A 24,539-nucleotide genomic window follows, 5' to 3' on the forward strand; every position below is an offset into this window, starting at 1 on the left:
ATATAAATAGGATACATACATCTTACACTCCGTTGTTCATAACTTTTTTAAAAAGGGGTAGAAGGAATCAAGCACCTATTCTCGAATCACTTATATAAAAGGGGGAATACGGGGATGAAGCCTGTCTATTTTTTCACTGGTTTTCCAGGGTTTATTACAAATTATTTAATCGAAGAATTGCTTTATCAGCAATACCCTTTTGATAAAATGTACCTCCTTGCTTTGCCTGAACATGAAACAATCGGAACAATGAAAATTCAAAGTCTATGTCACAAATACGCCGTATCGCCAGACCATTTCGAATTAGTATTAGGAGATATTACGAAAAGGGATTTAAATCTTGACCGAATGGTTTCTCACAACTTACTTACTACCATTACGCACGCCTACCATTTAGCTGCCTTATATGACTTATCCATCCCACTTCAGCCTGCCTATCATACAAATGTGAAAGGGACAAAACATGTCAATGAATGGCTTCAAGATGCTATTCAATTACAACATTATACCTACTTTAGTACAGCCTATGTTGCTGGTAAGCGTCCTAACGTAATTTATGAAAATGACTTAGAGCATGAGTACGGCTTTAAGAATTACTACGAAGCAACGAAATATCAAGCAGAAATGATTGTCAGAGAGCAGTTAGGGCAGCTACCAACAACGATTATTCGTCCTAGCATCGTCATTGGACATTCAGAAACAGGAGAAATCCCTAAATTTGATGGACCTTATTTTATCTTAAATTTATTGGATCGCCTCAAGCTTGCAAAGATCATTCCGTATTTCGGAAAAGGGAATGCAGAGGCTAATTTCGTTCCAGTGGATTATGTCGTAAAAGCTACCATCTATTTGAGCCATCTCCCTCAGTCCATTGGTCGAACGTATCACTTAAGCGATCCGTCTCCTTATACGATTCAACAAGTGTATAAAATGTTGTCCGAAACTTTCGTTGGTCGAACTCCAACCTTCACACTGCCTATTCAAGCTGCCCAAGTTCCATTAAATGTTCGACCAATACGTAAATGGCTCCACGTGCAAAAACAAGCTCTACCATATTTTATTCATGACTGTCATTTTGATACGAGCCACGCTAAAGCAGACTTGCTGAATACAAGTATCACATGTCCAGATTTCCGTGATATTGTTCCTAACATAATTGATTTTTACAATCGAAATAAATACGATGATCAAAAACAGATTACCATCGTATAAAACCTTTCTAGCTAATGCTACACCCTGTTACCATTAGCTAGAATAGGATCATCATCAATTAATCAAACGTTTGACCAATAAAAAAAGCCCAAAAAATGACAAGTCGTCCTTAGGCTTTTTTCTTTATTAGTCTAGTCGGTCAGCATATTGACCTAATTGTTTTAATAATGGGATTAGATGCTTCTTTTCTTCATCCGTTAAACCGTCCGTAATTTCTTCAATCCGCTTCCAATGGTCCGGGAAGATATGATACAACAGTTCTCGACCCGCTTCCGTAATAGATGCGTACGTAATTCGGCGATCCTTGTCACAAGGTTTACGCTCTAGTAGACCTTTTTTCTCCAGCTTGTCAACCACATACGTAATGCTACCACTTGCTAACAATATTTTATCACCGATTTTCTGAAGTGGTTGATCGCCTCTATGATACAGCAATTCTAACACACCGAATTCTGTTGGGTTTAACCCTTTTGTTCGCACATCTTCCTCCACTCGATCTGAAATAGCACGATAGGCCTTGGATAACACGACAAACAGTTTCAATGATGGATCCTGTTTTTTCTTATAATAAAGTTGCTCTTGATCCATATGAATCAGCCTTTCTATATAATACTACCCGGGTGGTGTTGTACTATTATGCCACAATCTTCATAATATAGCGAGTATCACTAGCCTGTTAGCACATCTTCTCGCGGATAATGAACGACTGACTTACGCTTTGTAGTGAACATATAAGCTAACGTAAGAGGACCTATCTTCCCAACAAACATCATGAACATAATCAACAGCTTCCCTATTACAGTTAAGTGCGTTGTTAAGCCCATCGATAAGCCGACTGTTCCAAAGGCAGAGACCACTTCAAACAAGATCATTAAAAATGGTGCCTCTTCGGTGAGTTCGAGAATAAACACTACTACAAAAATGATTGCCATTGACAATAATGTGATTGCCATTGCCTTCATAATAATAGCTACGGGGATCGTTCTCTTGTACAAATGAACTTCTTCACGATCTTGAATAAACGTGATGACCGAAAAAGTTAACGCAACGAAAGTCGTTAGCTTAATCCCTCCACCTGTTGAAGCACTACCAGCCCCAACAAACATTAAACCGAGTATAAAGAACAAAGAAGGCTCTTCTAACTGACTAATATCGACTGTATTAAAACCAGCCGTTCTTGGTGTCACAGCTTGAAAATAAGACGCTAACCATTTATTTTCCAAACTCATACTACCAATTGTATGTGGGTTATTCATTTCGATTATAAATAAGACGATCGTTGATACAATTGTAACGGAAATAGTAGCAACAATCATAATCTTAGAATGGAGCATTAAATCTTGAAATCGTTTCGTTTTCCATAGATCTACTAACACGGTGAATCCCAGTCCACCAATCATAAACAATAACGTAATAATAATAGTAACGGTTGGATCACTAGCATATCTAGTTAAGCTATCTGACCACAAAGAGAACCCTGCGTTGTTAAAGGCGGAAACAGTGTGAAAGGCACTTGTAAATAACCCAAACTTCCATCCCCATTCGGGCACCCAACGTATAGCCAATAATAGAAAAGCCACACCTTCAATTGTTAGTGAATACAATAATACTCGCTTCGCTAACATTAATATGCCGCCAACTGTCCGTTGATTTAAAGCTTGTTGGACGACTAATCTTTGTTGGATACCGACCTTCTTGCCAATTAAAAAGAAAAAGAAGATCGCAAACGTCATAATTCCAAGGCCACCTACTTGAATGAGCAGCATAATTATAACTTGTCCAAACACCGAGAATGTCGTTCCCGTATCTACCACCACTAATCCTGTAACGGTCAAAGCAGAGACAGACGTAAATAAAGCATCGATAAAAGCTACCGGCTCTTGCTCGTGTGCTATTGGTAAGCTTAACAGTATCCCTCCGACAAAAGCGACAGTTAGAAATAAAACAATTAATACAAGCGGTGGACTCACCTTCTTCTTATATAACCGTTCCCTCTCTCTCATAACTCGCCACACCTCTCTATGGAAGTTTCTATTAGCTAAATGATATAAGTACTATATCACGTTTCTATAGAAAGAGAACGATTATTTTTCGTTTATTCGCCTTCTTTGCAATGAGAACATGTTCACTCTAATATTAGAATAAGCAAAGGAATGATGAGTAGCTGCGGGGATTTATATGAAGTGGCATGACTTGAACGGCTTGCACTAGCATATAATGTAGAAGCATTTATGATGAATGCCATTTTCGATTCAAAAAAACATTACAATGATACTCTTTATAGCGGGATTTTTCTCCGTGTAAAGACGAGGAGGGATAGCTTGTTAGCTTTTGATCATGTTGTTGTCTTATCGAACAACCCAGAACAGGCGCAACAATCTTTCGCACAACAATACAATATCATCGGAACAAAGGGGGGCGAACACCAAGAGTGGGGAACGTTTAATTATTTAGCCTTCTTTCATAACATTACTTATATTGAATGGATTGGCGTGCAGAATAGTGAAGTGATGAGACAATCCACAAACCCACTTATTCGACAACTACATGATGCAGTCCAACATAAACGAGAAGGAGTTATTCAATTTGCCCTAAGGACAAATAACCTAGATAGTATTCAACATTATTGGGAGGAACATCACATTCCATATGAAGGGCCTTTTGCCGGAAGTCGCACGAAGCCAGATGGAACAACAATGAAGTGGCGCATGTTGTTCCCCACCTCCTCTCTCGATCACGAGGTACTTCCTTTCCTCATTGAATGGGACGAACAGCCAAATATACCAGATGACGATAACTTATTAAATCCACGAAACTTTGAATGTATATCCGTTGGCGTTGACCAGATTCAGGAAAGTATAAATAAATGGAAAAAGATCTATCCATTTAAAGAGGCAACAAACAATCCATCCACATGGCTATTAGCGAACGGGAAACTTGTCTTCACAGAAGAAAGAGGGATTCGGATAAAAATGGAGCATATGGATACCTTTTAGAATAAAACCCCACCTCCAATAGAAGCAGGACACATCTATTTACGTAGATATGTCCTGCTTTTTTTAATCTATCTATCCAGTAATCATCCGCTTATTTCTCATTGACATTCAAATGCTCATTTGAATATAATATAATCAAATGAATGTTTGAATGTTATTGGAGGTTATCAAATTGACAGTTCCCCAGCAAAAGGACGTATGCGACATTACGTGTGAACAAGACGAGAAAATCCATCGTGCAAAAGAGCATATTCAAAACGCTCCAACAGCCGATGTATCTGTATTATTGAAAGCACTAGCAGATCAGACACGTTTAACCATTGCGTACGCATTACTAACAGAAGAAGAATTGTGCGTATGTGATATAGCAACGATTGTTGATTGCTCTACTGCTACTGCATCACACCATTTAAGACATTTACGAAAACTAGGATTAGCCAAGTACCGAAAAGACGGCAAATTAGCTTATTACTCCTTAGACGATGATCACGTCAAACAAATTGTCAACCTTGCCTTTACTCACCAACAGGAGGTGAGCGACCGTGTCTGAATCTACTGCACGTCAAACGGAACGTAACGAATATCGAATTGAAGGATTTTCTTGTGCAGGATGCGCCAAAACATTCGAAAACAATGTGAAACAATTACAAGGCGTACAAGATGCCCAAGTAAACTTTGGTGCTTCGAAATTGACGGTATATGGTCAAACTACTATTGAGAATTTAGAAAAAGCGGGAGAGTTCGAACGTCTCTCTGTTCGCCCTGCTCATCAAAAGAAAGCTAATGCGATAAAAGAGCCATTCCTTAAGCGATACTGGAAGGAAATCATGGCAGCTGTGCTCATAATAGGTGGATACACATCTTCTATAACAAGAGGTGAAGCAGATTATGTAACCGTTATTTTATTCATTGCTGCTATATTCACAGCTGGCATCACTCTATTTCGCACAGGGTTACGCAATTTAGTTCGTTTGGAATTTGATATGCGTACACTAATGACGATTGCTATTATTGGTGCCGCTATAATTGGTGAATGGGGAGAAGCTGCCGTTGTTGTCGTTCTCTTCGCAATCAGTGAAGCGTTAGAAAAATATTCCATGAACAAAGCTCGCTCCTCCATTCAATCCTTGATGGATATAGCACCATCAGAAGCAACCGTCAGAAGAAACGGCAATGATATCACGATTCCTGTTGAGGACATTAAGATTAACGACGTCCTATTAGTTAAGCCCGGACAAAAAATTGCGATGGATGGCGTAATTGAGACTGGTAGCTCTTTCCTTAATGAAGCTGCTATTACAGGTGAATCTGTACCTGTGGAGAAAACCATCGGCGAGGAAGTATTTGCCGGCACATTAAACACAGAAGGATATTTGGAAGTTACCGTTACAAAGACAGCAGAAGATACAACGCTTGCGAAAATTATTCACCTCGTTGAAGAAGCGCAAGCAGAACGAGCACCTTCGCAACAATTTGTCGATACATTTGCTAAATATTACACACCAGCAATTATTGTCGTTGCTTTTCTTGTAGCCATTATTCCTCCTTTATTCGGCGGAGCATGGTCAGAGTGGGTATACCAAGGATTAGCCGTACTCGTTGTTGGATGTCCATGTGCGTTAGTCATTTCTACACCAGTCTCCATCGTCACAGCTATCGGAAATGCAGCGAAGAACGGTATTCTTATTAAAGGTGGCGTTCATCTAGAAGAAGCCTCACGAATACAAGCAATTGCCTTTGATAAAACCGGTACACTAACGCAAGGAACACCACAAGTAACCGATATTGAAGTGTTTGAAAACGACAAGAAAACGGTATTAAGCAAAATAGCCAGTCTAGAAGCTATGTCCCAGCACCCATTAGCAAAAGCAATTATGCACGAAGCACAACAACAAGAAGTTCACAATGTACCTGTGGAGAACTTTACATCTATTACCGGAAAAGGACTACAAGGAGATATAGATGGGATGACGTACTACGTTGGGTCACCAGCATTATTTACCGATTACTTATCTATTGATCTTGCTACACCAATTGTTCGTTTCATCAACGCTAAGCAACAACAAGGAAAAACCGTTATTGTAGCTGGTACAGCCGATACCATTGAGGCAGCCGTTGCTATACGGGATGAATTACGATCGTCTGTCCCTACCATGATGAAAGCCTTGCATAAATTAAATATTAAAGACACCATGATGCTTACTGGGGATAATGAGAAAACTGCTCAAGCTCTTGGAAAAGAAGCTGATATCGCTACCGTAAAAGCGGAGCTATTGCCTCAACAAAAATATGACATTGTAAAGGGCTATGATGGAAAAATTGCCATGGTTGGCGATGGGATAAACGACGCCCCTGCACTTGCATCAGCATCTGTCGGCATTGCCATGGGAGGTGGCGGCACAGACACCGCTCTTGAAACAGCAGACATTGCTTTAATGGCTGACGATTTAAACAAAATCCCTTACACCATATCATTAAGTAAGAAAGCATTACGTATTATTAAACAAAACATTAGCTTTTCTTTAATTGTGAAGCTAGCCGCTTTACTTCTTGTTATTCCAGGATGGCTTACTCTTTGGATTGCTATCTTCGCTGATATGGGAGCAACCTTACTCGTTACATTAAACGGTCTAAGACTACTCAAGCATAAAGAATAATGACAATAAAACGGAGATCCTCCTCTTATGGAATCTCCGTTTTTCATTCTCTATTTATGGATTGCCTTTTCTAACGACAGGATGTTCTCTTCAACATTCATAAGCGTTTGCTCCACCATATTTTTCGCGTCACGAATAGCTTGGTTATAAATGTGTGGTTCCACTTCTTTCATAACAAAGTCCAACAGCTGCTCTGCCCCTATACTCCCTATTTCTTCCCCCCGTTCCATTGCAAAATAGCTTTGAAGCTGTTCAATCAATTGCTCTTTCTTTTCTCTAGGAAATTTCATTATATTTATGCTCCTTTCTTATACCAAAAATCAAATTCAGTCAAATACGGTGAGATTATCTCCTAACCCCATGTATGTAGCAAATAGCTATGAAATACTATACATTGCTTTAAATCTTTATATAATACGGCTTTTGACTAGTAATATACAACTGTCTATAATGGAGCATTAGTTATTAAGTCGAGAATAAAGGAGATGGCTGTTTTCTGATTTTCTAAGGTTCACATCGCGCTCTTGCATATTATTATCATAGCAAACAATACTAATTTAAAAATACCTTACAAAAGTAACGAAACTATAGGGGGAAAATAATGGACGACTATTCCAATAATAGAACAAGGATCGATTGGCTAACTTTAAGCTTAAGTGGAGGCTTTCTTGTTCTATTTCTACTCATGTCCTTTTTGAACGGAACATTAATGGATGGGTGGATTACAAGCGCGTTTAACTTTTCTGTTACATTCTTTGGTGCATATTGGCAATTACTATTACTCGCCACATTTGTTGTAGGAATTGCTTTAGCTTTAACAAGATACGGAAAAGCCAAACTTGGAAAATTAGATAAACCAGAAATCAGTTATTTCCGCTGGTTATCAATGATATTATGTACACTTTTAGCTAGTGGTGGTGTTTTTTGGGCCGCTGCTGAACCGCTGTATCATTACTTAACGACGCCACCTTTAGCAGCAGATGAAGGGATGACAGCGGCAGAAGCAGTAATACCAGGATTAGCTCAAAGCTTCTTGCATTGGGGATTTCTTGCATGGGCTTGTCTAGGTACTGTGTCCACTATCGTATTTATGTATGTGCACTATCATAAAGGGTATCCGTTAAAACCACGTGCACTGCTTTATCCAATATTCGGCAAGAAAATTTTTAAGCCGAATCATGCTATCGGTACAATCGCTGACGTTGTATCCATCATTGCTGTTTCTGCTGGTACGATTGGGCCAATAGGCTTTCTAGGTTTACAGGTTGGATATGCTTTAGAATATTTATTTAATATACCAGATACTTTATTTATGCAATCTATGATTATTATATTCTTAGTGTTAATTTCATCAATCTCCGCCGCAACAGGTGTTGATAAAGGGATTCAATTACTAAGTAGAATAAATATCATTCTTGCCGTTATATTAATGGGCGGCATGCTATTCCTTGGACCAACGATGTTCATCATTGATTCATTTATCGGTTCAGAAGCTTACCTTATTCAGAACTTTATTGATATGAGTTTATATCGAAATGACAGTGAGTGGCTCAGCCTTTGGACGCTATTCTTCTGGGGATGGTTTATTGGCTTCGGTCCAGCAATGGGAATGTTTATTAGCCGCATCTCAAGAGGACGTTCCATTCGTGAGTTAATACTAGCTGTGGCAATAACCGCTCCGATTGTTAGTAACTTCTGGTTCGCAGCAATTGGTGGGGCCGGTATCTTTTACGAGATGGAAACGCCTGGTTCAGTTTCAACTGCATTAAATGAATCTGGTATGCCAGCTGCTGTAATGGCGATTATGGAGCAAGTACCATTCGGCATGATTATGGCAACCGGGTTCTTAATTATCACAATTGTATTTGTAGCTACGACAGCCGACTCTATGTCATACTCCGTAGCTGTTACCCTAACAGGAAATGCTCATCCACCTCGCTTCTTGCGTGTGTTCTGGGCAATATTGTTCGGATTAACTGCAGCAGCTTTACTAAGCATCGGCGAAAACAGTATCCAAACATTACAAAACTTTATCGTCATTACCGCATTGCCTGTATCTCTTCTGTTGCTACCACCATTATGGTTAGCACCAAAAGTGGCCAAAATTATGGCGGAAGAACAAGGGCTTGTGGCTAATGAAAATACGCAACTAGCTATTGAACGTAAAAAAGAATTAAAAACTTCTTAAACACGAAAGAGGCTGTCTTCAAAGGCAGCCTCTTTTTGCTATTCAGTTAACTAATTCAACTTACACGAAAGACAAAGCTAAGTCATATTCGCTTCCCTTTCATCATTTACTTTAATATAGAGAGGCGGTGTATAGATGTACTATTATCCTTCTTCATACGTGAGACAGTATAAACGATCTGGTGAACGTTCCATGACTGTTACAGGAGTGGGCACGGTGACGACAACCCCTAACGTAGCTACCGTGCAAATCGGCATCATTACTGAGAATAAAGAACTCGAACAAGCACAGCAACAAAATGCACAACTGACAACAAACGTCATTGAATCTATGATGCAACTTGGTATTCCTCAAGAAAACATTCAAACCCAAGACTATACGATTTTCCCCAAATATGATTACACGGATGGCAAACAAGTATTTCAAGGATATCAAGTAACACACACCCTATTGATTACGATAAACAACCTCAATCAAACAGGGATTGTCATCGATACAGCTGTGAAAAATGGCGCAAATCGTATATCCAATATTCAATTCACCTTTGATGACATGCCCTCCCTCTATCAAGAAGCATTAAGCCGTTCCTTGCAAAATGCTCTGTCCAAAGCACAAACGATCGCCACTACGATGTCTCTCAACTTAGACCCTACCCCTACACGAATTATCGAGCTAGTCAATGAAGCACCAGTTCCTTTACAAACCTTCGCTAAATCAGAAGCTGTTAGTCATGCAGAAACGCCAATAGAACCTGGACAACTAACGATCACAGCCAAGGTAAACGTGCAATTTTATTACAGTGGCTAGAACAAAAGTAAAGCTGCACTTCATTTGATAAGAAGTGCAGCTTTACTACGTGAAACATTTTATGTATTACATTCAATTTCCACTTCAACAGGGCGCTTGCTGTGGGGAATCACGCCTCCCGCTATTCCAGCTAGAGTCGCCACGTTCCGTTCCAATCAGGATGCATGAGTGTCTTTTTTCACAAACATTCGCACAACATTTAATAAACATAGGCAATGATTTCAGTGAAAAACACATAAACAATACTTATTTCGTTAATGCTTCAGCCAAAAAGGACTGCACTTCATCAGGTGTTTTGGCATATGCGCTATGAAGGTGAGCTATTTTCTCCCCATTTTGAAATATTAATATGCTAGGAATGCCCATAACCTCATATTTCTGTGCTATTTCAGGTAGTTCATCACGATTTACTTCAAACCACTGATAAGCGTTATATGCTTCCACTATATCGCCGATAAACATGTCCATACGTTTGCAATCAGGACACCAATCAGCGGAGAACTTAATTATTACAGGTTGCTTGCTTGTGATTGTTTCGTCAAATACACTTTGTTCATGAATAAATTCCATCGTTCTATTCCCTCCTAATCTTGCTTCTTATTCATTAAACCATAGATGATCCTATAAGAAAACATACTCGCTTAAGAGAGGCTTTGTTTTATTGATCAAACGTTTGAGTAATACGCCTATTTTCAGGTAATTCGCCGTTTCCATCGACCAAAAAACAGACATTCGCATACAGTAATAGTGCATTACGTAATACATGTTGACTGAAATACAGTTTAACTCTAATATTCATTAACGCACTGCTCCTAATAGCAATTAGCATCACTACCTCTTTCATTAGAGGCAAACACAGACAGGAAACATTTTAAAGGAGGAAGGGAATATGCACGGATATTACGGTGGATATGATTGTTGTTATAGCGGTGGCGGATACGGCGGTGGATACGGCGGTGGATACGGTTATGGTAGCTTCGTGTTAATCGTCGTTCTATTCATCCTATTGATCATTGTTGGTGCAACGGTTTGTCGTTAATGTTCCTATAAAGAAAAGCCAGCACATAAACATGCTGGCTTTTCTTTAATTATGCTCTATTTTCCCTAACAGATTCGATACAATAAGGCCACCTAACAAGGCAATGACACATAATAGTATATCAACAGGAACTCCTGGAAAGATAACAATAACAGATCCTAACACCATTCCAATCACTGTTGCAAACGTATAAATAGGATAGTGCTTAAATAAATAGTTAATTCCTTTACTACTTAACAATAAGCCAATCATAACGCCTAATCCGACTGTCACGACTCGAGCCATATCTAATTCTTTAATTGCTGTCGTTATGATTGGATATACTCCAATCAACAACAATAAAAATGAACCGCTAATACCAGGTAACAACATCGCCATACTTGCCATCCAACCAGAAAAAAATAAAATTACATATTGCCCTATTGTAATCGATTCTCCCCACGCTTGCGGGTTACCCTCTTGTAAGAAAGCAAGAGAAGCTACAAGGCAAGCACTTATTATCATAAACACGTAATGTATTGGTTTAAAGGTCTTCTTATAATCTGCTTCGTGTAATAGAAACGGAATAATACCAATAATTAACCCTAAGAAAAAGTACATCGTAGGCTGCTCGTATGCCTCTAACAGCCACGTAATCAAGTTCGCCATTGAGAAGATCGCCAACAACATACCAATCCCGAGCGGAATTAAAAAGCGCACGTGCGTCTTCCATTCCTTACTAAAAACACCGTCAATTGCTGCAATAAGACGGTCATAAATCCCTAAAACAACTGCAATCGTTCCACCGCTCACTCCAGGAACGACATCACTTGTCCCCATCAAAAAACCTCGATATATATTTCTCCACTCCATCTACGTAATCTCCTTCTATATTGCGCTTTCTTCCCCGCAGTTTTGTGCCAAGTTACATGCTATCTTTCGTATTAAATCTAAGTCACCTTTATGATAAGCTTCTTCCTTCATCCCATCAAGTATATACAATGCAAAATTCCATATAGTGCGTCTTATAGATTGATCATTTACGAGCACTATTTTATACAATGCCTCTAGCACTCCGTTCATGACGGACACATCGTGCTTACCGTACAATCGAATTTGTGTAGAAGCTTTTGTACAATAATTCATGATATGCTTTCGGAACAACTTCTAAACGAAGCGCTCCATCTTCATCTGTATAATAACGGTCTTCTCTATACTTATGTCCAAGCTTAGCCAAAATAGAACCAATTCGGTTAATACCATTAATGGCTGTATGAGGGTCATTCCTTTCTGGTTATATGGCACGAAGCGCAATTTCCACTAGTTTCTGAATAGAGAACTCGATAGCTTGAACATTTGTACGCTCCTTACCGATAATAACATAATCTAATGATATATCGTCGTCCAATTCTTTTTTATCGTTTTTAAATCGATAATAGAATAACGGCATTCCTTCCTCAAGATAATCACCAATTTGAACATGGACATAAATGAATAAGTCATTTTGTTTGGACCAGTGAATAAAAGGCTCATAATCAATATGTTGCACATTACCACTTTCTGTACTTCTCGTTCATACGTTTCTTTTTCGTATAGTCGTCGTAACACTTCTTCATCCCAATGAGCATGAACGTCATACTTATGAGGCGTCATTAACTGGTGGTCCACCGTATGTATCGGTTCGGTTTGAATTTTGCCAATTAATTTATTCACTTACAGAATATTACCATACAAGTTTACCCCTAGGTCCTTTCTATAAACGAAAAAGAAAGAACATAGGGGTAAAAAAGCAATCATCTATTTATCCTAAGGCAACATCTAATGTCATCATAACCGCAAAACCAATCATTAAACTAATGGAAGCAATGTTCACATTCCCTTTCTCATGTGAACCAGGAATAATTTCTTTAGCAACAACGAATATCATTGCTCCAGCAGCAAAGCTTAAAGCGTACGGTAAAATCGGCTCAATGAATATAACAGCAGCAGCACCGATGACCGCTGATATTGGTTCTACCATGCCAGAGAACTGACCAAATAGAAAACTCTTCATCTTGCCCATCCCATCTCGGTGTAACGGCATCGAAACAGCCGTACCTTCTGGGAAGTTTTGAATACCGATTCCAATCGCTAGCGCAACAGCACCTGCTAGGGTAGCTCCCGTCTCACCTGAGGCTAGTGCGCCAAAGGCAACCCCAACTGCTAAGCCTTCTGGAATATTGTGCAACGTCATCGAGAATACCAATAAAGCCGTACGATTCTTCGCTTTATTATCTTTAATATCATGGAGATATCGATCTGTATTAATAACTGGCAGCATCTTGTCCACTAATAAAAGTAAAAATCCTCCTAACAAGAAACCTACCACAGCAGGTACCCAGGAAGGAACAGGTCCACCCTCTGCCATTTCAATTGCTGGTGCTAGTAACGACCAATAACTGGCTGCTATCATTACCCCTCCGGCAAATGCGAGCATGCTATCAAGAAACTTCTGATTCGTTCCTTTCACAAAGAATACTAAAGATGCGCCTAGTGCCGTCATCCCCCACGTAAATAACGTACCAATTAACGCTTGCACAATTGGATTTAATTCTACAAATGCTTCAATCATGATGCTTCACCTCTTCATTGAACTACGCTTTTGCATTAGTGCAATTTTTGTTGTTTCATACATTTTATATGGTAATACACAAAAAGGTCAACTAAAATCAGTGAAAAGAAAGGAAACGTCCTTATTACAATGGTATACTATTTAATACAAGGAGGAGATGAGTTCATGAAGAAGCTTGCCTTTATTATAATAGGGATTTTGTTTCTTACTGCATGCAACGCGGAAGAGAGAACGAGAGAAACGAAGCTAACGATTGAACCGTTACAACTAACAGAACGGGAAGAAAAATTGGTCAAACAACAGCCAGCGGAGTTGCAAGAATACTTCTTAGTGAATGGAATGTTAAACGAATCCGATGACTTAAAGTTAGCTGTTACGAAGATAGAAGACGGAGAACAAACGGAGAAGATGAGTTCTTATGGATTTTTAGAAACGGAATACGATGATTACATACTTTCTACTTCAATCTATAACCATTCAAATACCGAAGAAACGTTAGTATTTGGCTCTGATACTAGCTTGAGTTCCAGTACTATTCCCATTCCCACCGAGTTCAACTCCTTCACATACGGGAGTATCATTTCCGAAGAAACATCTTTAGAAAAAGGGGAAACGTATCATTTAGCTTACTTGCAAGGCTCTTCAGAGAACTCCATGTCTACCCCAAGCATTACACCAACAGAGTTAAAAGATATGAAAAATGCGGAATTAGCTTACATCTTTACCATTTCCATTATCGATAAAGATCATCATCAACGTTAAACAACTTACGTAAGGATGGTGGCGCCATTTTCACGATGCGCTGCAGCACAAATGTAAAGACAGCAATATCGTCTATTAAACCAATAACACCAAAAATATCAGGAATCGCATCGAATGGCAGTACGAAATAGCCAAACAGAAAAAAAGCGGCTAACCATTTCTTTGACCTACCCACTTCATATGACCGAAAAAAAGCAAATAAAAAAGGAATAGACTTCCGTACATTAAATACAAATCTCAACCGTTTCCAAACTTTACGCATTCTCTGTGAACACCTCTCATTAAACTCATTTATGCCTCTATTATATCACGATGAAACAGCAGACCGTAAAAAAGGAGACTCCCTAACAGAGCCTCCCTTTACACATGTGATTTACTTAAACGCTGTAGCAATACCTCTACATTTTCTTCTAAAATCGCCATATTTCGATTATCTTGTGTTAAAAACTTCTCTTGCACCATATGGTCGAATAAGGAAATTAATGGTGTGTAGTATTGATTTACATTGAGCAAGCCAATCGGTTTATTATGAATACCAATCTGCGCCCACGTATACACTTCGAAGAACTCTTCCATTGTACCTGCTCCACCTGGCATCGTAATAAATGCATCAGATAATTCGGCCATTTTTGCTTTACGTTTATGCATCGTTTCCACAACGTGTAATTCTGTTAAGTTATGATGAGCAACTTCACGTTCTACTAATTTGTTTGGAATGACACCAATTGCCTCTCCACCATTCTCTAGAACTGTATCCGCCAACACTCCCATTAAGCCAACACTGGAACCACCGTACACTAACGTAATTCCTTGCTCCGCTAAAGCTTTACCTAACGCGATAGCGCCTTGTTTATACGCATCGTGATTCCCTAAACGTGAGCCACAAAATACCGCTATTCGATTCATTCAAACACCTCTTCACTTTTATATAGGAAACTATGAAATACACCTTATAAAAGTGTAGTGTATTTTGCTACACTTTAAAAGTAGGTAAATGTTAAAAATATATATGATTATCGTAAGCACATTATGCTACTAATCTATAATGTTCCATTAAGTAGAGTCCAGAAAAAGAATGATAGTAGACTAAAGGAGACAATCAGATTGAAAATGCTCAGTAAAATTGCCACGTATAGCCTATGTTTTTTTAGTGGTGTTTTGGCCACACTATGGTACATCTCATCAAGAAAGCAAAACAGATATACCATTCGGATACCAGTGCAGGAAGCAGAAATTATATCAAAGTGTGAAGAAGAAGCACCGCATTCACTCATTAAAGGAAACAAAAACGCAAAAGGAGAACGAATTTATCACATTCCAGGAGGACAATTTTATGAAAGAGTTACCGCTGTAGAAACATTTCAAACAGAAGAAGAAGCACAAGCAAATGGGTATAGAAGATCAAAACGCTAGAACGCGCATTATGACAGAAAATATCGACGTTTCACGTGAAACATTTGTAGAATAAAGTAGATTCTTCTCACAAAAACACGAGCTTTAGGCGCTCGTGTTTTGCTTTATGAATGCTGTATTTTCTTTTTTGACTTTTTTCATTGATAGAAACGTAGCACCAAGAGACAAAATAATAAACAATCCACCTACTGTTGCATTATACTCAACGGAAGCCCGCTCAATGACAATCGCACCAATAGAAGAGCCGCACGCAATCCCTAGATGAAGAGCAGAATTATTTAATCCTTGTTGAATATCGGATGATTCCGGAGCCGCTTCTATTAAATAGCTTTGCATCGCTGGAGTAATAGACCAACTTAGCATTCCCCACACAATCATAACAACAAGGAACAGTGGAAGAGAGACAGTTGTATAAGGAATGACAAAGATTGTTATCCCAAAGGCCGTAATAATACCAATAATAGCAGGCTTAGAGCCAAACCGATCTGCTATTACACCTCCTATACCACCACCGGCAACTGCCGCAAAGCCAAATAATAAATAAGCTATGCTTACCCACGTCCCACTTAGCCCCACAATTGTTTTTAAAAACGGGGTTAAGTATGCGTACAATGTAAGGTGCCCCGTTAGAAAGAGGAATGAAGCACATTGGGCCATCAATATTTTCCGATCCTTTAGCGTACGTAATTGAACTCGAAGCGGAATTGGCGGTTTCGGTTTAATTGGTTCCATAAACATATATACGCCTAACATTGCAATAACCGTTAATCCCATAATCAACACAAACGGAGCACGCCAGCCAAATGCATTTCCTAACATTAATCCAACAGGTACACCTAGTACGAGAGAAGCACTAATTCCCATAAATACAACGCCTATGGCACGAGCTCGATAACGCTCCTGTACGATATTAGAAGCCAACGTCAAGCTTAATAAGACGAGTAATGAACCACTAGCTGCCGTAATGATGCGGGATATCATTAACATCGTATACGTTGTACTAAATACAGCTACCACGATTCCAACTAAAAAGACAGTAATCGAGATAAGTGTTAATTTTTTTCTTTCTATTTTCGCAGTTACGACGAGTAATATCGGAGCCGATAAAGCAAACACGATGGAAAAAACAGTAATTAGCAAACCTGCCGCACCAATGCTAACACCTAAATCGATTGCAATGATATCCAATATTCCTCCAATAATTAATTCCACCACACCTACAACAAATGAAACGATTGTAAGTAAATATACCCGTTTATCCAAATTACGCCCACCCTCCAATTAGTTACTACTATGATAGTAACTTTAGCACCACAAGAGCAAGATAGCAACAGATAATCGGAATATAAACAGTACACATCTATGGTATGATGAAATAAATAACGCACGAAATAAGGAGCAAATGATATGTTGCAGCAATTTGGATTTACGCAATATGAAAGCAAGGTGTACCAGGCGCTTATTACTGTAAAAGCACCTCTAGACGCCTCGACTATTGTAAAACACTCCGAAGTACCAAGAGCAAAAGTATACGAAGTACTTCAACGTATGAGCGAAAAAGGCATGATACTAGAGTCAACCGTACAGAATAAACGACTCTATACAGCCTTGCCTTTAGAATCAGTTATTGAAAAGTTACGAGCAAAATTCGAGGAAAATGTGGAGAGATTAAGAGAGACGAAAGCACAAAAAACACCTCTAGACGATCGCGTATGGTCGTTGAAAGATAATCAATCCATTCAAGTTTTAATTAAGAACATGATTCAACAAGCAACTACCTCTATTACGATTTCTGGTTGGTCAGATGACTTATGGCAATACATTCCTGACCTTGAAGCAAAAGAGGAAAATGGTGTAACGGTTGCTATTCACTCCATCGGCACACTAGATACAACCATCTCTAGCCTCTCTACATTAATACCTGACCCTCAACATGAAACGTTGGAAAGAAGTAGAATAATTATTACAGATGAAACAGAAATGCTTTTCGCTGGAATGGAACAAACACAGTGGCACGCTATTCAAACGAGATCACGTCCACTGGTCAAGTTCTTCACTGAATTCTTCTACCACGATGTAGCATTAACAGAAATAACGCGAAAACATAAAGATACTATTTTAGCAGATGAATATATTCGTGATGTCCTATTAAAGCTAAGGTATTAACAAGGTGTACAAATTACGCTTGTACACCTTGTTTTAGCGCAACAAATTAGTAAGTACAACCATAACAACAAAGCCCATAATAAATGAGAAGGTAGCCATTCGTTCATTTCCATCCCCATGACTTTCAGGTATTAATTCTTTATAAACGATAAATAACATGGCCCCTGCAGAAAATGCTAACCCGTAAGGAACAACATCACTTATCATACCACCAAAGAGAACACCTACCATGCTCGCACATAATTCAATGAACGCTGTAAAAGCAGTATAAAAAAACACGGTTCCCTTACTCACCTTTTGCATAATAAGAAATAATGCTACTAGAAACCCTTCCGGAATATTTTGCAATCCGATTGCGAATGCAACCATTGGTCCGAGATCTTGATAAGTACTCGCATAACTCATCCCGACCGACAATCCTTCAGGTACGTTATGTAAAGACATGGCTACTAAAAACAACAGGATACGAACATCTTCACGCGGTGGTGACGTATGCTCTAAATCATGATGAGGTACAATCACTTCAAGAATCATCAACACAATGGTTCCGAATAAAATACCGATAACCAATACATAAAGGTTGGACAGTTGTAATGCCGCGGGAATTAAACCGTACGTAGAGGCAGCGACCATAATTCCAGCTGTAAATGCTAGCACTATATCTTTACCACGGTGCGACAAGTGACGTAGCCATATAACAGGAAGTGCCCCGATGATTGTGACGCATGCCGATAAGACGATTCCCCACCAAAACAACATTGCCTTCCCCCTCCCCATATAACGTTAGTATATGAGGACAGGCTGTGCTGCATGAATAATTATTACACATATCCTATTCTTCAATTTCTCCCTTATCTCTATCCAAAAAAACGAGCAACAATGTCGCAAGAGGACCGATAAACACAGACAACAGAAACCAATTCAAGCCGCTACGTTGTTTCAATTGCGCAAGCGCTGCATTTAAGAGCGCCAATGTCCACCATTCCACCATTTGCACTTCCATAGAAAGCCCCACCTTTCATAGGTAGGATATTCATATAGGAAGCAAGAAATGAACAGAAAATAAAAAAACAACACCCCATCTAAAGGATGCTGCTTTCTCTTACTTAATTGCTTCTGATACGTTATAAAGACTAGGATCTAGCTCTGTAGCCTCACCACGAAGAAACTTTGCTAATTCTGCTCCCAAATACGGTCCACTCGTTAATCCTGACGCCCCTAATCCATTCGCTAGAGAAATGCCTTCATAGCCAGGAAGGAACCCAAATACAGGTAAGAAATCCGGGGTATAAGGGCGAAAACCGACTTTCGTAGTTTCATACGTAGCATCGCCTAAGCCAGGAGCTATTGCGATAACTTTATCAAGAATATCGAACACTCCTTCTACCGTTACACGTTCATCAAACCCCTTATCGTCTTCATGGGTAGCGCCTATCACCATTTTCCCTCCACCAAAGGTAAGTAAGTACTTATTTGTCGGCGGAATAACCACTGGCCAATCTTTATTTTCTACATTAGGCAAATCGATATGAATAATTTGTGCTTTCTGTGGTGTTACAGCAAAATCCACACCAAGTGGTTGTAGCAACTGCTTAGACCATGCACCGGCAGTATCAATGATGTGCTCTGCATAAATGGTTTGTCTTCCAGCACGTACTCCTATTGCCTTGTTGTGTTCTATGACAATTTCAGCATGTTCATTTATATATAATGCACCATTTTTTTGTGCTGCATTTAGCAATGCTTGTCGTAGCGCACTTCCGTTAACACGTGCTCCGCCACTTACATGAATCGCTCCATATTCTTCAGACAATGGTGGAAATAACGCCTTGGTTTCGGCAGGTGATAGTTTCGTTATCTCGCCAATTTCCGGGGCATCCTCTCTGCGTTTCATCGCCCTCTTCATCATTTGATCTAATTTCTTCTCTTCCGTATGTAAACTCAGTGCTCCGACTTTCTTGTATCCTGTATTCGTTTCCCCATCTTCTTTCAACATTTGAATAAGCTGTGGATAATATTTCGCTCCACCTTTTACGAGTGCATACCACTTCTTATTACGACGCTGACTAAGCCAAGGACATATAATTCCTGCAGCTGCTTCTGTAGCTTGCCCTTTATCTTGCCGATCGACTATCGTAACAGAAGCACCCGACTTAGCTAAATGATAAGCTGCGGAAGCCCCTAGTATTCCTCCACCTATGACAATATATTGCATACACAACACCTTTTTCGTAAAAATCTTTATACTGTATGTCATTGTACAAGAGAACTTGCGACAACTCAATTTCTCGCTTAAATTTATGTCATCCATTATGATAGAATATAATTCGTTATTATGACTGGTTAGAAAGGAAGGTGTATAACATGTTTTCCAACCACCGCGTCCTACCCGCAGCACGTAATATTAAAGATTTCGAGAAGCTAATTCAATCGAACGCCGAATTTATTATTTTGCTTGAAGTTCGAGTTTCTCAAGTGAAAAGTCTCGTCCACCTTGCAAAACGGCACAACAAAAAAGTGCTTATCCACGCTGATTTAATTCAAGGTCTAAAAACGGATGAATATGCTATTGAGTTTCTATGTAATGAAATTAAACCCCACGGAATTATTTCTACACGTGCAAACGTTATTTCTCGCGTAAAGAAACAGAAACTAATCGCTATTCAGCGCCTATTCTTGTTAGATTCACACGCGCTTGAACACAATTTATCTCTTATTCAAAAGACGCAACCAGACTATATTGAAGTGCTACCTGGCCTAGTCCCGAAATTGATTAAAGAAATTTATGACAAAGTACAAATTCCTGTTATCGCTGGCGGACTTATTCGTACGGAAGAGGATGTGCAAAACGCTATTGATGGTGGCGCCATCGCAGTTACATCATCTGTAAAAGAACTCTTTGACTTCTAATACGCCTTAATGTGTTTGAAAAGTTACAGATTAGTGACAAAAATGTGTTGACACCGCTTACAAGTTTACGTTAAAGTATATATTAAGTTAACAAAGTGCGGAGAATTGGAGAGCCACACGTTTCCTATGTACATCTCAACAAGAGAAGTGTACATTGTAACGTGTGGTTTTTTTAGTTGTCCCTACTAATAAACGGTTTTATATAAGGAAGGTGTGTTGAGATGACAGAATTTTTAGCCGAATTGATTGGTACAATGATCTTAATAATTTTTGGTGGCGGTGTCGTCGGTGGCGTCGTACTAAAGAAATCAAAGGCAGAAGGTACTGGATGGGTGCTCATTACGTTAGGATGGGGATTAGCTGTAACAATGGGTGTCTATGCAGTAGGAAATGTAAGCGGTGCCCATATTAATCCTGCGGTTACGATTGGCTTTGCCATGATTGGGGAATTTCCATGGAGTCAAGTACCTACTTTCTTAGCAGGGCAATTTATCGGGGCTTTCCTTGGTGGGGTTATTGTCTTTTTAAACTACTTACCTCATTGGAATGCAACAGAAGACAAAGGGGCAAAACTAGCTGTTTTCTCAACAGATCCTGCAATCAACAGTCCTTTATCAAACTTCGTTAGTGAAATAATCGGTACATTTATGCTTGTTATGGGATTATTATTTATTGGTGCGAATGAATTTACTCAAGGATTAAATCCATTTATAGTAGGATTATTGATTGTAGCAATTGGTATGTCACTAGGAGGAGCAACTGGCTATGCGATTAACCCAGCCCGTGATATTGGACCTCGTATTGCTCATATGCTATTACCGATACCTGGAAAAGGCGGATCGAATTGGGGTTATGCCTGGGTTCCATTATTTGGACCTATTGTTGGCGGGGTTTACGGTGCTTTGTTTTACAAAGCGATTTTCACTGGAGAATATAGTGTTACCTTTTGGGCCTTTACTGCAATCATTCTAGCAATCTTCTTACTAGCAGCTCAGAAAGAAATCCAGAAGGCAAAAACATCAAAGCATCATTCTGAAAGCGCTAGCGCATAAACATAAGGATATATTATTTACAAAAGGGAGATGGGAAATATGGAAACATATATTTTATCTATTGATCAAGGGACAACGAGCTCACGAGCTATTCTGTTTAATCATGATGGTGATATTGTTGAAACGGCACAAATGGAATTTCAGCAATTTTTCCCTAAGCCAGGCTGGGTAGAGCATGATGCTAATGAAATCTGGACATCGGTACTCGCTGTCATAGCAGAAGTGCTGCGTAAAGCGGAAATTGAAGCAAAACAAGTCGTTGGTATTGGAATCACGAACCAACGGGAAACAGCAGTTGTATGGGATCGTGAAACTGGTCGACCTATTTATAAGGCGATTGTATGGCAATCACGTCAAACGGCAGACATTTGTAACGAGCTTCGTGCCCAAGGCTTAAACGAGAAGTTCCGTGACAAAACTGGTCTACTATTAGATCCTTACTTCTCCGGTACAAAAGTAAAATGGATTCTTGATAACGTAGAAGGCGCGCGTGAAAAAGCAGATAATGGCCAGCTCATGTTCGGTACTATTGATACATGGCTTATTTATCGACTGTCAGGTGGAAAAGCACACGTTACCGATTACTCCAATGCTTCTCGTACATTAATGTATAACATTTATGAATTAAAATGGGATGAAGAATTACTAGATATTCTTGGCGTGCCAATGTCTATGCTTCCAGAAGTTCGCCCGTCATCTGAGATTTATGCACATACAATTGATTACCACTTCTTTGGCAATGAAGTACCAATTGCAGGAGTTGCAGGGGACCAACAAGCGGCATTATTCGGGCAAGCATGCTTCGAAAAAGGCATGGCGAAAAACACATATGGTACTGGGTGCTTTATGTTAATGAATACTGGAGAAGAAGCGGTCCCTTCTAAACACGGACTATTAACTACAATTGCATGGGGCTTAGACGGAAAAGTAGAATACGCGTTAGAAGGTAGTATTTTCGTAGCTGGCTCTGCTATTCAATGGTTACGAGACGGCTTAAAAATGATCGAAGACTCTCCACAAAGTGAAGACTTCGCAACCCAAGTAGATTCAACAGAAGGGGTTTATGTTGTTCCTGCATTTGTTGGACTTGGAACACCTTACTGGGATAGTGATGTAAGAGGAGCGGTATTTGGCTTAACTCGTGGTACATCTAAAAATCATTTTATCCGTGCAACGCTAGAGTCTATCGCTTATCAAACGAAAGACGTTTTAGATGTCATGGTAAATGACTCTGGACTTGAAGTAAAGAAACTCCGCGTCGATGGTGGAGCAGTAAAGAATAACTTCCTTATGCAATTCCAAAGTGATATTATTGATTCAGAAGTTGAACGCCCAACTGTCAATGAAACAACAGCACTTGGTGCCGCATACTTAGCAGGTCTTGCTGTTGACTTCTGGGATAACAAAGATAAAATTCAGCAACGCTGGAAGGTAGATCAATCCTTCGAACCAGCTATTTCTAAAGAGCTTCGTGACGAGCGTTACTCAGGATGGAAGAAAGCTGTAAAAGCAGCACAAGCGTTTAAATAAAATATCTTCTATTAACCTCTATGATTTCCTATACATCATAGAGGTTTTCTTATACCTACCATTCTCATTTCAACCGTTTTTTGGTATATTTATGGTGTATACCTTCCGGAAAGGTTTGATGCACGCATGAAAATATTTCTAATGAGGACTATTTTTTTCAGCAGCTTATGGATTTTACTTATTTCAACAGATAGTACATACGTCGCCCTTAGCATCCTTCTCTTCAGTTTATCTCTAAGCTTATTTTTTCTTATTTCATTACGAAGAGCTACCACAACCATCTATGTTTTCCTTACTTTAATCGGGCTAGGGCATGCACTTGTATTAGGAAATGGTTCCCTTCTACCAATCTTGTATGTTCAGTCGTTAACAATCGATGCAACTTACCACCTCTCTCCTTCTCTTTTGAAGGTCTTACTAGCGGTAAATGGAAGTTTATCCATACTAACTGCTTTCATAACAGGAGAACGAATTATTGAATCCATCCTTATCGTCTCTCTATTTATGATTGTCTTGGTAACTTACCACCAAATTGTCTTTGAACGTAATGAGCGAAAAATGATGTACGAAGATTTATTAGAGGAATATCGCAAAGCAAAACGTTTAAATGTTACAGCTAATAATAATGCAAGAATTGAGGAACGAGCCAAAATTGCAAGAGATATTCATGATTCTGTTGGTCATCAGTTAACCGCCCTAATTATGAAATTAGAAGTACTATCCATTCAGAACCCACACATTAACTATAATGAGCTTAAGAAAATGGCCAAAAATAGCCTAGAAGAAACCCGAACAGCTGTCACAGCATTACAAACAGAAGAACATGAAGGGATTTCATCTGTTGTTCAATTAATAAGAAAATTAGAGGCAGAAAGTCATTTACATGTACAATTTACGATTAAACAAGGTGCCCTATCTTTCCCTTTAACAAATCAGAAGAGTGTTGTCCTTTATCGCATCATTCAAGAAGCTTTAACAAATGCTATGCGACACTCTCAAGCACGCGAAGCGAAAGTAACGTTAGCAACTTCCGCCACTTCAGACTTGTCTTTTGAGATACGGAATGCTGTCTTCCAACCCGTATCCTTTTCATATGGGTTCGGGTTAACTAACATGAAGAAACGAATAGAAGAAGTGGAAGGAACCTTAACCATCCAGCAAACAAATGAGTCATTTATTGTATTTGGTACTATTCCATAAAGTAAAGGAGCATCATC

28 protein-coding genes and 1 pseudogene are annotated in these 24,539 nt (G+C 39.2%); 14 read left to right on the forward strand and 15 right to left on the reverse strand.

Translation table 11 applies throughout. From position 1 onward, the window contains the following. Positions 1–114 precede the first annotated feature (114 nt). Positions 115–1,212, forward strand: coding sequence for an SDR family oxidoreductase (locus N784_RS08995; protein ID WP_036834286.1), 1,098 nt, complete (start codon positions 115–117; stop codon positions 1,210–1,212). Positions 1,213–1,338: 126 nt separating this feature from the next. On the opposite strand, the gene N784_RS09000 is transcribed toward N784_RS08995, so the two are convergent. Next, positions 1,339–1,800 carry a MarR family winged helix-turn-helix transcriptional regulator gene (locus tag N784_RS09000; RefSeq protein WP_036834288.1) on the reverse strand — a complete coding sequence of 154 codons (462 nt, stop codon included), beginning with the start codon at positions 1,798–1,800 and terminating at the stop codon, positions 1,339–1,341. A gap of 80 nt (positions 1,801–1,880) precedes the next feature. Then, positions 1,881–3,215, reverse strand: a complete 1,335-nt coding sequence (locus N784_RS09005) for a TrkH family potassium uptake protein (RefSeq protein WP_036834290.1) — start codon at positions 3,213–3,215, stop codon at positions 1,881–1,883. 318 nt (positions 3,216–3,533) lie between these two features. On the opposite strand from N784_RS09005, the gene N784_RS09010 reads away from it, so the two are divergent. From N784_RS09010 to N784_RS09020, 3 genes are all read left to right on the forward strand, one after another. After that, entirely contained in the window at positions 3,534–4,208 is a 675-nt protein-coding gene (locus tag N784_RS09010; RefSeq protein WP_052127224.1) for a VOC family protein, read from the forward strand. Positions 4,209–4,380: 172 nt separating this feature from the next. After that, complete coding sequence (locus N784_RS09015; protein WP_232305999.1) at positions 4,381–4,758, forward strand: ArsR/SmtB family transcription factor; 378 nt, start codon at positions 4,381–4,383, stop codon at positions 4,756–4,758. After that, positions 4,751–6,865: a heavy metal translocating P-type ATPase gene (locus N784_RS09020; RefSeq protein WP_036834293.1), complete on the forward strand. Its 2,115-nt coding sequence runs from the start codon at positions 4,751–4,753 to the stop codon at positions 6,863–6,865. The genes N784_RS09015 and N784_RS09020 overlap by 8 nt, the downstream gene beginning before the upstream one ends. Positions 6,866–6,915: 50 nt before the next feature. Here the strand turns inward: N784_RS09020 and N784_RS09025 are convergent, their stop codons facing one another. Beyond that, entirely contained in the window at positions 6,916–7,155 is a 240-nt protein-coding gene (locus tag N784_RS09025) for a DUF2164 domain-containing protein (RefSeq protein ID WP_036834295.1), read from the reverse strand. 311 nt (positions 7,156–7,466) lie between these two features. Between N784_RS09025 and N784_RS09030 the strand changes: the two genes are divergently transcribed. Together N784_RS09030 and N784_RS09035 are read left to right on the forward strand one after the other, a co-directional pair. Then, complete coding sequence (locus N784_RS09030; protein ID WP_036834296.1) at positions 7,467–9,053, forward strand: BCCT family transporter; 1,587 nt, start codon at positions 7,467–7,469, stop codon at positions 9,051–9,053. A gap of 135 nt (positions 9,054–9,188) precedes the next feature. Then, complete coding sequence (locus N784_RS09035; protein WP_036834298.1) at positions 9,189–9,860, forward strand: SIMPL domain-containing protein; 672 nt, start codon at positions 9,189–9,191, stop codon at positions 9,858–9,860. Positions 9,861–10,106: 246 nt separating this feature from the next. Here the strand turns inward: N784_RS09035 and N784_RS09040 are convergent, their stop codons facing one another. Then, positions 10,107–10,430 (reverse strand): thioredoxin family protein, encoded by a 324-nt coding sequence (locus N784_RS09040; RefSeq protein WP_036834300.1) that lies wholly within the window; start codon positions 10,428–10,430, stop codon positions 10,107–10,109. Positions 10,431–10,518: 88 nt separating this feature from the next. Further along, complete coding sequence (locus N784_RS16625; protein ID WP_156965216.1) at positions 10,519–10,659, reverse strand: hypothetical protein; 141 nt, start codon at positions 10,657–10,659, stop codon at positions 10,519–10,521. A 90-nt stretch (positions 10,660–10,749) separates the two neighbouring features. Between N784_RS16625 and N784_RS16305 the strand changes: the two genes are divergently transcribed. After that, on the forward strand, positions 10,750–10,899 hold the full coding sequence (locus N784_RS16305; RefSeq protein WP_084600209.1) for a YjcZ family sporulation protein: 150 nt from the start codon (positions 10,750–10,752) through the stop codon (positions 10,897–10,899). A 45-nt stretch (positions 10,900–10,944) separates the two neighbouring features. On the opposite strand, the gene N784_RS09045 is transcribed toward N784_RS16305, so the two are convergent. From N784_RS09045 to N784_RS09055, 4 genes and pseudogenes are all read right to left on the reverse strand, one after another. Continuing rightward, entirely contained in the window at positions 10,945–11,751 is an 807-nt protein-coding gene (locus N784_RS09045) for a DUF368 domain-containing protein (protein ID WP_036834302.1), read from the reverse strand. 15 nt (positions 11,752–11,766) lie between these two features. Beyond that, positions 11,767–12,024, reverse strand: coding sequence for a hypothetical protein (locus N784_RS15980; RefSeq protein ID WP_052127225.1), 258 nt, complete (start codon positions 12,022–12,024; stop codon positions 11,767–11,769). Continuing rightward, positions 11,978–12,427 (reverse strand): annotated as a pseudogene (locus N784_RS16920) (DUF2254 family protein). The gene N784_RS15980 and the pseudogene N784_RS16920 overlap by 47 nt, the downstream one beginning before the upstream one ends. Before the next feature lie 252 nt (positions 12,428–12,679). Next, positions 12,680–13,489, reverse strand: a complete 810-nt coding sequence (locus tag N784_RS09055) for a ZIP family metal transporter (RefSeq protein ID WP_036834303.1) — start codon at positions 13,487–13,489, stop codon at positions 12,680–12,682. A 165-nt stretch (positions 13,490–13,654) separates the two neighbouring features. Between N784_RS09055 and N784_RS09060 the strand changes: the two genes are divergently transcribed. Continuing rightward, the gene (locus tag N784_RS09060; protein WP_036834304.1) at positions 13,655–14,251 is read left to right on the forward strand and encodes a hypothetical protein; all 597 of its coding nucleotides are present in this window, start codon (positions 13,655–13,657) and stop codon (positions 14,249–14,251) included. Here N784_RS09060 and N784_RS09065 read toward each other — a convergent pair. Together N784_RS09065 and N784_RS09070 are read right to left on the reverse strand one after the other, a co-directional pair. After that, on the reverse strand, positions 14,223–14,513 hold the full coding sequence (locus tag N784_RS09065) for a YkvA family protein (RefSeq protein WP_036834306.1): 291 nt from the start codon (positions 14,511–14,513) through the stop codon (positions 14,223–14,225). The genes N784_RS09060 and N784_RS09065 overlap by 29 nt on opposite strands. A 98-nt stretch (positions 14,514–14,611) precedes the next feature. After that, positions 14,612–15,157, reverse strand: coding sequence for an LOG family protein (locus N784_RS09070; RefSeq protein WP_036834308.1), 546 nt, complete (start codon positions 15,155–15,157; stop codon positions 14,612–14,614). A 204-nt stretch (positions 15,158–15,361) separates the two neighbouring features. Between N784_RS09070 and N784_RS17245 the strand changes: the two genes are divergently transcribed. Then, entirely contained in the window at positions 15,362–15,664 is a 303-nt protein-coding gene (locus N784_RS17245; protein ID WP_456299396.1) for a sunset domain-containing protein, read from the forward strand. A gap of 84 nt (positions 15,665–15,748) precedes the next feature. Here N784_RS17245 and N784_RS09080 read toward each other — a convergent pair whose 3' ends face one another. Next, positions 15,749–16,927, reverse strand: coding sequence for an MFS transporter (locus N784_RS09080; protein ID WP_036834310.1), 1,179 nt, complete (start codon positions 16,925–16,927; stop codon positions 15,749–15,751). A gap of 144 nt (positions 16,928–17,071) precedes the next feature. Here N784_RS09080 and N784_RS09085 point away from each other — a divergent pair, with 144 nt between their 5' ends. Beyond that, positions 17,072–17,830: a TrmB family transcriptional regulator gene (locus N784_RS09085; RefSeq protein WP_036834311.1), complete on the forward strand. Its 759-nt coding sequence runs from the start codon at positions 17,072–17,074 to the stop codon at positions 17,828–17,830. A gap of 33 nt (positions 17,831–17,863) precedes the next feature. Here the strand turns inward: N784_RS09085 and N784_RS09090 are convergent, their stop codons facing one another. The 3 genes from N784_RS09090 to N784_RS09095 form a co-directional block, all read right to left on the reverse strand. Continuing rightward, complete coding sequence (locus N784_RS09090; RefSeq protein WP_036834312.1) at positions 17,864–18,589, reverse strand: ZIP family metal transporter; 726 nt, start codon at positions 18,587–18,589, stop codon at positions 17,864–17,866. A gap of 73 nt (positions 18,590–18,662) precedes the next feature. Next, the gene (locus N784_RS16820) at positions 18,663–18,833 is read right to left on the reverse strand and encodes a hypothetical protein (RefSeq protein ID WP_198134414.1); all 171 of its coding nucleotides are present in this window, start codon (positions 18,831–18,833) and stop codon (positions 18,663–18,665) included. A gap of 99 nt (positions 18,834–18,932) precedes the next feature. Then, a complete protein-coding gene (locus N784_RS09095; RefSeq protein ID WP_036834314.1) occupies positions 18,933–20,045 on the reverse strand; it encodes an NAD(P)/FAD-dependent oxidoreductase in 1,113 nt (370 codons plus the stop codon). A 149-nt stretch (positions 20,046–20,194) separates the two neighbouring features. Between N784_RS09095 and N784_RS09100 the strand changes: the two genes are divergently transcribed. From N784_RS09100 to N784_RS09115, 4 genes are all read left to right on the forward strand, one after another. After that, the gene (locus N784_RS09100; protein WP_036834316.1) at positions 20,195–20,740 is read left to right on the forward strand and encodes a glycerol-3-phosphate responsive antiterminator; all 546 of its coding nucleotides are present in this window, start codon (positions 20,195–20,197) and stop codon (positions 20,738–20,740) included. A 221-nt stretch (positions 20,741–20,961) separates the two neighbouring features. Beyond that, on the forward strand, positions 20,962–21,792 hold the full coding sequence (locus tag N784_RS09105; protein ID WP_036834317.1) for an MIP/aquaporin family protein: 831 nt from the start codon (positions 20,962–20,964) through the stop codon (positions 21,790–21,792). A gap of 39 nt (positions 21,793–21,831) precedes the next feature. After that, complete coding sequence (gene glpK, locus N784_RS09110) at positions 21,832–23,322, forward strand: glycerol kinase GlpK (RefSeq protein ID WP_036834320.1); 1,491 nt, start codon at positions 21,832–21,834, stop codon at positions 23,320–23,322. 126 nt (positions 23,323–23,448) lie between these two features. Further along, positions 23,449–24,522 carry a sensor histidine kinase gene (locus tag N784_RS09115; protein ID WP_036834322.1) on the forward strand — a complete coding sequence of 358 codons (1,074 nt, stop codon included), beginning with the start codon at positions 23,449–23,451 and terminating at the stop codon, positions 24,520–24,522. Positions 24,523–24,539 lie beyond the last annotated feature (17 nt).

It is taken from the genome of Pontibacillus litoralis JSM 072002 (genome assembly GCF_000775615.1).
Taxonomy (GTDB): Bacteria; Bacillota; Bacilli; order Bacillales; family BH030062; genus Pontibacillus; species Pontibacillus litoralis.